The organism is Bradyrhizobium sp., from assembly GCF_035935975.1.
Lineage (GTDB): Bacteria > Pseudomonadota > Alphaproteobacteria > Rhizobiales > Xanthobacteraceae > Bradyrhizobium.
The window spans coordinates 53,557-65,756 of sequence record NZ_DASYWN010000039.1 but is presented as its reverse complement, the minus strand read 5'-3'; the positions used below and the strand labels follow the sequence as shown (position 1 = coordinate 65,756).

10 protein-coding genes are annotated in these 12,200 nt (G+C 65.1%); 2 read left to right on the top strand and 8 right to left on the bottom strand.

What is annotated here, in order from left to right; translation table 11 throughout:
• Positions 1 to 105 precede the first annotated feature (105 nt).
• The 7 genes from VGR99_RS22165 to VGR99_RS22135 form a co-directional block, all read right to left on the bottom strand.
• A complete protein-coding gene (locus VGR99_RS22165; protein WP_326901307.1) occupies positions 106 to 1,359 on the bottom strand; it encodes an IS110 family transposase in 1,254 nt (417 codons plus the stop codon).
• A gap of 409 nt (positions 1,360 to 1,768) precedes the next feature.
• Complete coding sequence (locus VGR99_RS22160; protein WP_326901306.1) at positions 1,769 to 3,445, bottom strand: PAS domain-containing methyl-accepting chemotaxis protein; 1,677 nt, start codon at positions 3,443 to 3,445, stop codon at positions 1,769 to 1,771.
• 241 nt (positions 3,446 to 3,686) lie between these two features.
• The gene (locus VGR99_RS22155; RefSeq protein WP_326901305.1) at positions 3,687 to 4,496 is read right to left on the bottom strand and encodes a hypothetical protein; all 810 of its coding nucleotides are present in this window, start codon (positions 4,494 to 4,496) and stop codon (positions 3,687 to 3,689) included.
• Positions 4,497 to 4,683: 187 nt separating this feature from the next.
• Positions 4,684 to 5,193: an OsmC family protein gene (locus VGR99_RS22150; RefSeq protein ID WP_326901304.1), complete on the bottom strand. Its 510-nt coding sequence runs from the start codon at positions 5,191 to 5,193 to the stop codon at positions 4,684 to 4,686.
• 54 nt (positions 5,194 to 5,247) lie between these two features.
• A complete protein-coding gene (locus VGR99_RS22145) occupies positions 5,248 to 6,033 on the bottom strand; it encodes an ABC transporter ATP-binding protein (RefSeq protein ID WP_326901302.1) in 786 nt (261 codons plus the stop codon).
• Positions 6,034 to 6,037: 4 nt separating this feature from the next.
• Complete coding sequence (locus tag VGR99_RS22140) at positions 6,038 to 6,883, bottom strand: ABC transporter permease (protein WP_326901301.1); 846 nt, start codon at positions 6,881 to 6,883, stop codon at positions 6,038 to 6,040.
• A 161-nt stretch (positions 6,884 to 7,044) separates the two neighbouring features.
• The gene (locus VGR99_RS22135) at positions 7,045 to 8,016 is read right to left on the bottom strand and encodes an aliphatic sulfonate ABC transporter substrate-binding protein (protein ID WP_326901300.1); all 972 of its coding nucleotides are present in this window, start codon (positions 8,014 to 8,016) and stop codon (positions 7,045 to 7,047) included.
• Between the two features lie 188 nt (positions 8,017 to 8,204).
• On the opposite strand from VGR99_RS22135, the gene VGR99_RS22130 reads away from it, so the two are divergent.
• A complete protein-coding gene (locus VGR99_RS22130; RefSeq protein WP_326901299.1) occupies positions 8,205 to 10,994 on the top strand; it encodes a [protein-PII] uridylyltransferase in 2,790 nt (929 codons plus the stop codon).
• A 140-nt stretch (positions 10,995 to 11,134) separates the two neighbouring features.
• Here VGR99_RS22130 and VGR99_RS22125 read toward each other — a convergent pair whose 3' ends face one another.
• Positions 11,135 to 11,665, bottom strand: coding sequence for a methylated-DNA--[protein]-cysteine S-methyltransferase (locus VGR99_RS22125; RefSeq protein WP_326901298.1), 531 nt, complete (start codon positions 11,663 to 11,665; stop codon positions 11,135 to 11,137).
• A 98-nt stretch (positions 11,666 to 11,763) separates the two neighbouring features.
• Between VGR99_RS22125 and VGR99_RS22120 the strand changes: the two genes are divergently transcribed.
• Positions 11,764 to 12,120 carry a DUF1304 domain-containing protein gene (locus VGR99_RS22120; protein WP_326901313.1) on the top strand — a complete coding sequence of 119 codons (357 nt, stop codon included), beginning with the start codon at positions 11,764 to 11,766 and terminating at the stop codon, positions 12,118 to 12,120.
• Positions 12,121 to 12,200: the final 80 nt, after the last annotated feature.

Genomic DNA, 12,200 nt, shown 5'->3' with positions numbered 1-12,200 from the left:
CGCCGGTGCCGATGGCATCCTTGACAGTGTCTGCGCGCGACGCTCTGCCGACCGGCAGGTCGGGACGAAGGAATGGTCGCCCGGGGCCGAACAAAGGAATGAGGCTTACCCTTTTGAGGTCATCGGCACGTTCTTGTGGTTCGGATCATACGGGGTGTGCCGCTTGAGCGCCGTGCACAGGGCGTAGAGCAAGCGATCGCCCACGCTGCGCAAGGCGCGTGCATGGCCGTGTCCTCGCTGTCGCAAGGCATCATACCGTCGCCGGGCAGTGGCATCGTGCTGAATGGCGACGCGCGACCAGTGATGGACGGCGGTCTGCAGTCGCCTGTTGCAGGCGAGGCGGCGGGTCACGAAGCGCTGCTTGCCGCTTTGCCGCGTCACCGGAGCAACCCCTGCCAAGGCGCGCAAGGCGTGGTAATCTCGTCTGCGCAGGGGCTCTGCGGCCTCGGCAAGCAGTGTGGCGAGATTGATTCTGCCGATTCCTGGCCAGGAGCGAAGGATCGTAACGTCACACTGCTCGCAGCTCTGCCCCGAGGGATTCTCCTCTCCTTCGAGTTCGGCGCACAGGCGGTCTAGGCTGTGCTGCGCCTCCCTGATCTGCTGATTGACCAGGTGCAGGCGTGCCGCAAGGCTGCGGATATGTGCGCAGGCAGCCTCCGTTGTGCCTGGCGCCACGAACAGCGGCGGCTCGCGCAAGATGCTCAGCACCGTCGCCGCATCGAGGCGGCGGATACGATATGCGCTGAGGACGCGCGCGATTGCCTTCTCGCTGGCTTTGGCCGCACTGTCCGGGGTCGGCACCTTTTGCCAAAGCGCCAGAAACCAATCGTCGGCGACATCGTCGGTCAGCTTGGCGGCCTGCGGATAATATCGCCACAACTGCTGGCGCAGGCGGTTGGCAAGACGCGTGCGCTCTTGCTGCAGTTCGTCGGCCATGCGCGACCACTCGCGCAGCTCGATCACCACCGGATTGTCGGCTGCAAGCTGCCGGAAGGCTGCCCGGTCCGTGCGCAGCGAACCTGCCAGAACATGGGCGTCGCGGCGGTCATCCTTGGCACCAGCCACCGTGAAGCGATCGCGGAAACGGTCGAGCTGCTTGGGATTGATGGCAAAGACCACAAACCCGTGCTCGAGCAGCATCTCCACCACCGGGCCGTGTGGCATCTCGATCGCGACGGCGATCTGCCCTGGCACGGCCCTGGTCTTCTCAAGCAGCCAGTTACGCAACTCCGTCAGCCCAGCTCCGCCATGGGCGAACTCGCGCTCCCCCACACGTCTTCCTTCGGCATCCAGCAGGCAAACGCAATGGCTCTGCGTTGCCCAATCGATCCCGACGAACCATTGCACGTCGTTGACCATTGTTGGATCTCCTCGCTCGCAAAGCGGGCCACTGCGATCCTGATCGATCCCTGTACTGGCGCTCTCGGCGCAAACCTCCTATTGGATCTCGATCGCAGCCGTTCCACCGCGGCGCAGGTCCTACGCAGGTGCTCATGGCACAGGTGGATTAGGCAGCTCACGGCGGATCGGCCCGTGTGTCCAGTCTATATCGGTAGACTGACGCCGAACGCGAGAAAGGTACAGGTGGATTAGGCAGCTCACGGCGGATCGGCCCGTGTGTCCAGTCTATATCGGTAGACTGACGCCGAACGCGAGAAAGGTACAGGGTGGATTAGCGAAGCGTAATCCACCTCTTCTGTCTCCGCGGAAACCAAGGCGGTGGGTTACGCCTTCGGCTAACCCACCCTACGATGATCGTGCGCTGAGCCTACGCCCTCGCCGCGATCGCCGCGGCTTCCGCGGCGGCGCGCTGCATGCTGGTCGACATCTCGTTGGTGACCGTGCTCTGCTCCTCGACGGCGGCGGCGGTCGAGGTGACGTATTCGCTGACGTTGTTGATCGCCTGCTTGATCGAGCCGAGCGCGCTGACGACGTCGCCGGAGATGCCGTTGAGGCTGCCGATCTCCTGGCCGATCTTGTCGGTCGCCTGCCGCGCCTGGTTGGCGAGGCTCTTCACTTCGGACGCGACCACCGCGAAACCGCGGCCCGCCTCGCCGGCACGCGCCGATTCGATCGTGGCATTGAGCGCGAGCAGGTTGATCTGCCCGGTGATGCTGTTGATCATCTCGATGATGCCGCTCATCGCCTGCGCCGCCTCGGTCAGACGCTGCGCCTGCGCGTCGGCGGAGGCGACCTGGTCGACCGCGCTCATCGCAGTCTCGCGCGACTTCGTCATCGCCTCGGAGATCTCCCGCACCGACGCGTTGAGCTCCTCCGAACCGGCGGCGACCGATTCCATCATGCCGCGGACGCGCTCATTGCCCATGCGCACGAGAACCTGCCGCGTGGTGTCGGTGGCGTATTTCACCACCTTAAACGGCTTGCCGTTGAGATCGAGGATCGGGTTGTAGGAGGCCTGGATATAGACCTCCTTGCCGCCCTTGCCGATGCGCTTGTACTCCGCCGCCTGGTACTGGCCGCGATTGAGCGCGGCCCAGAAGTCGCGATAGGCCGCGCCGTCGCGCTCACCGGGCTCGACGAACATGCTGTGATGATGGCCCTTGATCTCGGCCAGCGAATAGCCGAGCGTGGCAAGGAAGTTCGCATTCGCCGTGATGATCGTGCCGTCCATGTTGAACTCGATCACGGCCTGCGCCTTGTCGATCGCCGCGATCTGGCCGGCGAGATCGGCGTTCTTCAGCTTCTCGGCCGTGATGTCGGTTGCGAATTTGGCGACGCCGAACGGCCTGCCGTTCTCGTCGAGCAGCGGGTTGTAGGAGGCGAGGATCCAGACCTCGCGACCGCCCTTGCCGATGCGCTTGTATTCGCCGGCCTGGTATTCGCCGCGGTTGAGCTTGGCCCAGAACTCGCGATAGGCGGCGCTGTCGCGCTCGGCCGGGGGAACGAACAGGCGGTGATGCTTGCCCTCGATCTCGGCGAGCGAATAGCCGAGCGCCTGGCAGAAATTCTGGTTCGCGGTCACGACGGTGCCGTCGAGCTTGAACTCGATGACGGCCTGGGCGCGGCTGATGGCGGAGACCTTGGAGGCCTCCGTCATGGCGTGGACCTTCTTCGCGGTGATGTCGGTCGCGATCTTCACGACCTTGACCGGCTTGCCGGCATCATCGAGCACCGGATTGTAGGACGCCTCGATCCAGACCTCGCGGCCGCCCTTGGCGATCCGCTTGAATTCGCCGGCCTGGGGCTCGCCGCGGCCAAGCTGGGCCCAGAACGCCTTGTAGTCGGCACTGTCGCGCTGATCGGCCGGCATGAACATGGCGTGCTTCTTTCCCTTGATCTCGTCGAGGGAATAGCCGAGCGCCTTCAGGAAGTTTGGGTTGGCCGTCAGGACCGTGCCATCCATCGCAAACTCGATCATCGCCTGCGAGCGGCCGATGGCGGCGAGCTGTGCGTCCGAATCACCGCGGGACTTGCGACCAAACATCAAGGAATCTCCATCTTGAAATAATATCGATGGGGCACGCCCATCTAAACAAAGGGGATGCAACCGCGCGGCAAGTCGCCGTATTCCAATCCCGCAGGTCCGGGGCGATCACATCGCCGATCCGCCATCATGACGCACGGACGGAAGCCGAGATGGGCACGCAATGTATTTCGTAAGGGAAAAGATCGAATAAAGTTCTAATGAACGTATCGAAATTCGGCAGCGGCGGATGTCCGCAGTCTCACCGCGCTCGCTGCGTCTTCTGCGTCGCGCGCCGACCAATTCCCCACAGTGTCAGATTCCAGACAATGCAGGTCGCGAGTGCAAGACAGAGACCGATGACGGAGCCGAATTGCACCACTGCAACGTGTATGACGGCAATCGCCATTCCGAAACCGAGCAGGCCCCACGCGGAATTGGCGAGCACGGCGGCGGTCGGCGGCCCGCCGATGCGCGGATGCAGGATCACCATCATGCTGGAGAACACCACCGGATAGAGCGCAATGATGCCGCTGATCTTCGGCCCGACCCAGCTCGACGTCGAGACCACGATGGCGACGAGGGTCGCGACCAGCGAGGCCCGCATCGGGATGTCGTACCAGCGGCGCGTCACCAGCGGCATCTTCACGTGGCGATAGCCTGATAGCAGCGGAATGCAGATGCCGAATGCGATGAAGTTCACGGCAAGCCCGGCCGTCAGCGTCCAGTCGAACATGCGAATGACCGAGGCCATCGCGATCCAGACCGCGAATGCGCTGACGCAACTCACCGCCATGCTGTGCCGCTGCGCCAGCACGACATAAGTGAGCCCCATGAAGATCGTCGCCGCGTTGACCGGCAGGCTCGACAGCGCGCCCTGCGCGATGAAGGCGGCGTCGTGGTCGATCGCGAGGAAGACGTAGGACGGACCGGCCGACACCGGCAGCGTCGCCACCAGCGCGCCGATCACCGGCCCCGAACGTTCGGTGATGATCGAAGCCGTCACGACGAACGCCGCCGCGATCGCCATGCGCAGGAGGAGAAAGAGAATGAAGTGGAGGTCGAGGGACATTTTTTTGTTTTTCGTCCCGGACAAGCGAAGCGCAAATCCGGGATCCATAACCACAGGCTTCGCTGTGTTAGACGGTCGCAGTCATCAGTACGGCAAGACAACCGGCATCAGGGGAATCAACCCTGGCTCCAGTGCGCAATTGCGCACAGGCCAGGACGACACCAATTGCGGCGTGACGGCTTTCGCCTCACATCCGCTGCATCGACACCGAAACCTTCGGGCCGTTCTTGATGGTCTGATAGACCACGCAATAGCGCTCGGTGAGTTTCAGCAGCAGATCGAGCTTGTCCTGCGGCGCGTCGGTGTCGACCTCGAAGCGCAGGCGGATCTCGGCGAAGCCGACCGGGGTTTCCTTGTCGACGCCGAGCGTGCCGCGGAAGTCGAGGTCGCCCTCGGCATAGACGTTGCCGGTCTTGATCGGCACCTCGATCGCGGTCGCGACCGATTTCAGCGTGACGCCGGCGCAGGCGACCAGCGCTTCCAGCAGCATGTCGCCGGAGCAGAGCTCGAGGCCGGAGCCGCCGGTGGCCGGATGCAGGCCGGCCATCGCGATGGCGCGGCCGGTCTCGACCTTGCAGGCGATGCCTTCGCTGTCGGTCGAGCCCTTGGCCTTCAGCGTGATCATCGCGGTCTTGGGATCGGTCTTGTAGCGTTCCTTGATCGGGGCCTGCATCTGGCGCAGTTGGGCGGCGTCCATCGTGTTCTCTCCCGGAAAAATTGCTCCCCGATGTACCGGCTCAGGGAGAAATTGTCACCACCACATGGCCTGACCGGGACCCTGGGTTGCGTCACGGTCGGGCACGTTGCGGTCGAGCGAACGGTCGAGTGATGTCAGCACACTTCGCTTGAAATTCTCGAACAGCGGCGAATTGCGGTCGCGCGGCCGGCCGAGATTGATCTCGATCTGGTCGAACAGCCGGCCCGGCCGCGGCCGCATCACCAAGACGCGATCGGCCAGCACCACGGCCTCGTCGACGTCATGCGTGACGAGGATCAAGGTCGGGCGCGTGTCGGCCCAGAGGTCGAGCAGATGATCCTGCAGGTCGCGGCGGGTGAAGGCATCGAGCGCGGAGAACGGCTCGTCGAGCAGCAGCACCTCGGGCTGCGGCACCAATGCACGGGCGATCGCGACGCGCTGCGCCTGTCCGCCGGAGAGTTCGCGCGGCCAGGCCTGCGCCTTGTCGGAAAGACCGACGCGGGCCAGCGCACGCGCCACCTTCTCGCGCCGTTCGGCGGCGGGCAGATCGGCAAGGCCAAAGCCGATATTGTCGGCGACGCTGAGCCAGGGCAGCAGCCGCGGCTCCTGGAAGATGATGCCGATCTTGGCGTGCGGCGAGGCGATCGCTTCGCTGTCGAGCGTGACGGTTCCGGAGCTGGCGCGGTCGAGACCGGCAATGGCGCGCAGCAATGTCGACTTGCCGCAGCCGGAGCCGCCGATGATGGCGATGATCTCGCCCTGCCTGATCTCGGCGGAGAAGCGCGCCAGCGCCTGCACGCCGTTGGGATAGGTCTTGCTGACCCGGTCGAGCGCCAGCATCGCCTCAGGCTCCCTTCGCGCGCCCGAAGGCGTCCTGCCAGCGCAGGAACGGCGCGGCGGCGACCTCGATCAGCCAGTCCGTGAGCTTGCCGAGGATGGCGAAGATCACGATGGCGGCGAGGATCTGCGCGGGCTTGCCGAGCTGCTGACCGTCGAGCAAGAGATAGCCGAGGCCTTCGGAGGCGCCAATCAGCTCGGCGGCGACGACGAACATCCAGCCGAGGCCAAGACCGACGCGCAGGGACACGACGTAAGCCGGCAGCACCGCTGGGAGCAGGATGCGGCGGATCATGGCAAAACCGGAGAGGCGGAAGGTGCGGCCGACCTCGACGATCTTGCGATCGACCGAGAGGATCGCGCCCATCACGCCGAGATAAACCGGGAAGAACACGCCGACTGCGATCAGCGCGATCTTCGAGGTCTCGAAAATGCCGAGCCAGAGGATGAACAGCGGCACCCAGGCCAGCGACGGGATCGCGCGCAGCGCCTGCACGGTCGGATCGAGCAGCCGCCGTGCCAGCGACCAATAGCCGGAGATCGCGCCCAGCAGCGTGCCCGCGACCACGCCGAACGCGAAGCCAAGCCCGACGCGCCACAGCGTCGCGGCGATATGACGGAGCAGCTCGCCGGAGCGCGCAAGCTCGGTGATGGTGGCAAACACGCGCGAGGGCGGCGGCACCAATCGGCCATTGGACCAGCCGAACCAGACCACGAGCTCCCAGCCGACCGCGAGCGTCAGCGGCAGCAGCAGCCCCAGCATCGGCCGCGCATAACGCGACAGCCGCGAGGGCGTAGCCGCGCTTTCGGCCGGTTCCGAGGTTTGTTGCAGGACTGGCGCGTCGGAGATCATGGCCGGTAGGAAGCGCGTCTCGCCGGGGAATGCAACACTACTCTTGCCGCGGTTTCCTCGACCTGCGTAGCCCGGATGGAGCGAAGCGCAATCCGGGGACCGTGCCGTGGGAGAGAAAGTCCCGGATTTCGCTTCGCTCCATCCGGGCTACGAGACCGACCTCAATTCGTCGGCAGCGGGACCTGATCGTCGATCAACCCATCCAGCGTCGCCTTCACGTCGACCTTGGCGTCGACGACGCCGGCTTGCTGCAGAGCGAGTCCCGCGGCGAGGATCGACTCGCGCTGGGGCGCGCCGATGCGGCTGTGGGTGAGTTCGGTGCGCTCCTTGAGCTGCTTGTCGACGACCGCATCCGGCAGCTTGGTCACAGCGATAAACGTCTTCTTCAGCTCATCGTAATTCGCCAGCGAATACTTGCGCGCTTCCTCATACACCGCGAGCACGCGGCGGGCGGCGTCCGGATAGTCCTTCAGAAACTGCTCGCGCACATTGAGGATGCCCCAGGTGTTGGCGTCGGCCTTGCGATAGAACAGCTTTGCGCCCTCCTCGACCTCGGCCTGCGCCATCATCGGATCAAGACCGGCCCAGGCATCGACGTCGCCGCGGATCAGCGCGGTCTTGCCGTCGGCGTGCTGGAGCAGCACGGGCGTGATGTCCTTCTCGGTGAGGCCGGCGCCGAGCAGCGCGCGCACCAGGAAGATGTGCGGATCGGTGCCGCGCGTCACCGCGACGCGCTTGCCCTTGAGGTCGGCCACGCTGGCGATCTTGGAATCCTTGCCCGTCACCAGCGCGGTCCATTCGGGACGCGAATAGACATAGATCGACTTGATCGGGTTGCCGTTGATGCGCGCGACCAGCGCCGCCGAGCCCGCGGTCGAGCCGAAGTCGATCGAGCCGGCGTTGAGGAATTCGAGCGCCTTGTTCGAGCCCGCCGACTGCACCCAGGTGACGGTGACGCCGTCCTTGGCGAACTCCTTCTCCAGCAGTCCCTTCTGCTTCAGCACCATCGACACCGGGTTGTAGGTCGCCCAGTCGATGCGGATCTCCTTGAGCGGATCGGCCGCCTTCGCCACGGGGGTCACGGCGAGCGCGAAGGCTCCCGCGAGCAGAATGCGTCGTGTTATCTTGGTCATGCCCAGCCTCCTCCAAAACTTCATTGTTTTTCAATGAGTTATATCTAGAGGTCAACGAGAAAATCCGACCCTCGAAAGCGCGCCGCCTGAGAACAATTTTGCTCCCTTCCGGCCTTTTCCAGCATGGAACGACTATTGCCTGAGAATGGCGGGTGACAGCACGCGTCACCTCTTATATCCGGTGAGACATGGACAGCGTCGCGACTGAGCAGAAGCCTGAGGTGGACGATCGCTTCGACACCGCGCGGATCACCGCCGCGGTCGACGCGCTTGCCGAAAAGCATGAGGGCCGCGAGGACGCGTTCCGCACCGCGGTCGCGCAACTGCTGAAGGCCGAGCTGATCGCGGCGCGCGCTGCGGCACAGAAGATCCTGCTGAAGGACCGTCACGGGCGGCGTTGCGCCGAGCGGCTCTGCCACGTGCAGGACGAGATCATCCGCATTCTCTATTCGGCAGCGACGCGTCATCTCTACCGCTCGCCGATCCCGAGCGGAGCGGAGCGGATGGCGGTGGTCGCGACCGGCGGTTACGGCCGCGGCCTGATGGCCCCCGAGTCCGACATCGATCTGCTGTTCATCCTGCCCTACAAGCAGACCGCCTGGGGCGAGCAGGTCGCCGAAGCCATTCTCTATTGCCTGTGGGACATGGGGCTGAAGGTCGGCCACGCCACGCGCTCGGTCGATGAATCGATCCGCCAGGCGCGCGGCGACATGACCATCCGCACCGCGATCCTGGAGACGCGCTTCCTCACCGGCGACCAGCCGCTCTACGACGAGTTGGTCGAGCGCTTCGACAAGGAAGTGGTGCAGGGCACGGCGTCCGAATTCGTCACCGCAAAGCTCGCCGAGCGCGAGGAGCGGCATCGCCGCGGCGGCCAGTCGCGCTATCTGGTCGAGCCCAACGTCAAGGACGGCAAGGGCGCGCTGCGCGATTTGCACACGCTGTTCTGGATCGCCAAATACGTTTACCGCGTGCGCGATACCGACGAGCTGGTCGAGCGCGGCGTGTTCGACGCGCAGGAATACCGCAGCTTCCGCCGCTGCGCCGACTTCCTCTGGTCGGTGCGCTGCAATTTGCATTTCTATTCCGGCCGCGCCGAGGAGCGCCTCTCCTTCGACCTCCAGCGCGAGATCGCGATCCGGCTCGGCTACACCTCGCATCCCGGCATGCAGGACGTCGAGCGCTTCATGAAGCATTACTTCCTGGTCGCCAAGGAAGTCGGCAACCTCACCGCCATCCTCTGCGCCAAGCTCGAGGATCAGCAGGCCAAGCCCGCGCCGGTGCTGAGCCGGATGATGGCGCGGCTGCGCCCCACGCAGGTGAAGCGGCGCGTGCCTGACAGCGACGACTTCATCGTCGACAACAACCGCATCAACGTCGCCGCGCCCGACATCTTCAAGCACGATCCGGTCAATCTGATCCGCATCTTCCGCCTCGCGCAGAAGAACAACCTCGCCTTCCATCCGGACGCGATGCGCGACGTGACGCGCTCGCTCGGCCTGATCAACGCGCAGCTGCGCGAAAATCCGGAAGCGAACCGGCTGTTCATGGAGATCCTGACCTCCGACAATGCCGAAATCGTGCTGCGGCGGATGAACGAGACCGGCGTGCTCGGCCATTTCATCCGCGCCTTCGGCAAGATCGTCTCGATGATGCAGTTCAACATGTATCATCACTATACCGTGGACGAGCACCTGATCCGCTGCATCGGCTTCCTGCAGGACATCGAGCGCGGCGGCATCGAGGAGTTCGCGGTCGCCAGCGACCTGATGCGCAAGACGCGGCCCGAGCACCGCCCGGTGATCTACATCGCAACGCTGCTGCACGACGTCGCCAAGGGCCGGCCGGAGGATCACTCGATCGCCGGCGCCAAGGTGGCGCGGCGGCTCTGCCCGCGGCTCGGCTTCAGCCCCGCCGACACCGAGCTCGTGGCCTGGCTGATCGAGGAGCATCTGACGATGTCCACGGTCGCGCAGTCGCGCGACCTGTCCGACCGCAAGACCATCGAGAATTTCGCCGCCGTGGTGCAGTCGACCGAGCAGATGAAGCTGCTGACGATCCTGACCACCGCAGACATCCGCGGCGTCGGCCCCGGCGTGTGGAACGGCTGGAAGGCGCAGCTGTTGCGCTCGCTGTACTACGAGACCGAGCCGGTGCTGACCGGCGGCTTCTCGGAGGTCGACCGCGGCAAGCGCCTCACGGCCGCCTATGCCGAATTCCGCATGGCCTTCGCCGAATGGCCGGCGGAGGAGCTCGATGCCTATATCGGCCGGCACTATCCGGCCTATTGGCTCAAGGTCGAGCTGCCGCGAAAGATCCGCCACGCGCGCTTCGTCCGCTCCAGCGAGCAGGCCGGCCACAAGCTCGCGATCAATGTCGGTTTCGACGAGGTGCGCGGCGTCACCGAGCTGACGATCTTCGCCGCCGACCATCCCTGGCTGCTGTCGATCATCGCGGGCGCCTGCGCCTCGGCCGGCGCCAACATCGTCGACGCCCAGATCTACACCACCACCGACGGCCGCGCGCTCGACACCATCTCGATCTCCCGGGAATACGACCGCGACGAGGACGAGGGACGGCGCGCCACCCGCATCGGCGAGATGATCGAGGATGTGCTGGAGGGCAAGCTCCGCCTGCCCGAAGTGGTGGCGCGGCGCACCGTGCGCAGCAAGGCGCGGCCTTTCGTGATCGAGCCTGAGGTGACCATCAACAACCAATGGTCCGACCGCTACACCGTGATCGAAGTCTCCGGCCTCGACCGCCCCGGCCTGCTCTACGAGCTGACCACCGCGATCTCGAAGCTCAACCTCAACATCGCCTCGGCCCATGTCGCGACCTTCGGCGAGCGCGCCCGCGACGTGTTCTACGTCACCGACCTCCTCGGCGCACAGATCAACGCCCCGACCCGCCAGTCCGCGATCAAGAGCGCGCTGACGCATGTGATGGCCGGCGACAAGGCGGTTCAGCCGGCGGCGTAGCGAGCCGCGCCTTTCCCCACTCGTCATTCCGGGGCGCCGCGCAGCGGCGAGCCCGGAATCCATTCATCGACGCCGTCGGTGTGGCTCGATGGATACCGGGTTCGCGCTTCGCGCGCCCCGGAATGACGATGGGGCGAGACCTAGACCTCCACCCCCTCGTGCCGCAGCAGCCAGCGCTTGCGCTCCAGCCCGCCGCCATACTTCACCAGCGAGCCGTCCGCGCCGATCAGGCGGTGACACGGCAGCACCACGCTGATCGGGTTTGAGCCGTTGGCGTGGCCGACGGCCCGAATGGCTTTGGGCATCTCGATCTTCGCGGCCATCGCGCCATAGCTCATCGTGGTGCCGGCGGGGATCTTTGCGAGCGCATTCCAGACCTTCTGCTGGAACGGCGTGCCGGCGATGCGCCATGCGATGCTTGCGAGCTGGCCGAGGTCGCCGTCGAAATAGCGCGACAACGCCGTCCGCATGTGTTTCGGCGCAGCCTGATCGCTGAGCTCCACCGCGCCGTAATGCAGACGCAGCAGCTCGCGCATACGCGGCTCGTAATCCTCCCAGTCGAGCGCGCGCAGTGCGCCGTCGGCATCGATGACGAGCAAGGCGATCCCGATCGGCGTCGTCAGGCGATCGAGACCGAAGCGTTCAGGTGTCCTGGTTGATCGCGCGGGCATGGCGGCACCTCTGCATCGAAACACGGCATCGCGTTTGCCATGGCGGCCGTGCTAACGTCCACCCGAAAGCTGACGCTTTGGGGGAGCTCAACTTGATTCTGATCGGCAATGTTCTGGTGGCGCTGGTCGCCGCACTGCACGCCTACTTCCTGGTCCTGGAAATGTTTCTCTGGACCAAGCCGCAGGGCCTGAAAGTGTTTCGCAACACGCCGGAGAAGGCCGAGCTCACCAAGGTGCTCGCTGCCAATCAGGGGCTCTATAACGGGTTCCTCGCCACCGGCCTGATCTGGGGGCTGGTCCACGGCAATCCGGCCTTCGCGTTCCAGATCAAGGTGTTCTTCCTGCTCTGCGTGATCGTCGCGGGCGCCTATGGCGCCGCCACCGTCAGCACGCGCATCCTGATCGTGCAGGCGCTGCCGGCGGCGATCGCGCTGGTTGTGCTGTTCCTGGCTTAAAGTTCTCGACCTGGGACGCTTCGGCGCAGCGCCGCGATCCTTGCGCGGCTCCTCGCGTTCCTCCACAATCTTCGGCAGCG

Bases quoted from the DNA above. Each gene is read 5' to 3' on its own strand.
- VGR99_RS22150 (WP_326901304.1), bottom strand. From the start codon at position 5,193: ATGGACGCCGCCCAACTGCGCCAGATGCAGGCCCCGATCAAGGAACGC.
- VGR99_RS22165 (WP_326901307.1), bottom strand. From the start codon at position 1,359: ATGGTCAACGACGTGCAATGGTTCGTCGGGATCGATTGGGCAACGCAG.
- VGR99_RS22140 (WP_326901301.1), bottom strand. From the start codon at position 6,883: ATGATCTCCGACGCGCCAGTCCTGCAACAAACCTCGGAACCGGCCGAA.
- VGR99_RS22160 (WP_326901306.1), bottom strand. From the start codon at position 3,445: ATGTTTGGTCGCAAGTCCCGCGGTGATTCGGACGCACAGCTCGCCGCC.
- VGR99_RS22145 (WP_326901302.1), bottom strand. From the start codon at position 6,033: ATGCTGGCGCTCGACCGGGTCAGCAAGACCTATCCCAACGGCGTGCAG.
- VGR99_RS22130 (WP_326901299.1), top strand. From the start codon at position 8,205: ATGGACAGCGTCGCGACTGAGCAGAAGCCTGAGGTGGACGATCGCTTC.
- VGR99_RS22155 (WP_326901305.1), bottom strand. From the start codon at position 4,496: ATGTCCCTCGACCTCCACTTCATTCTCTTTCTCCTCCTGCGCATGGCG.
- VGR99_RS22135 (WP_326901300.1), bottom strand. From the start codon at position 8,016: ATGACCAAGATAACACGACGCATTCTGCTCGCGGGAGCCTTCGCGCTC.
- VGR99_RS22125 (WP_326901298.1), bottom strand. From the start codon at position 11,665: ATGCCCGCGCGATCAACCAGGACACCTGAACGCTTCGGTCTCGATCGC.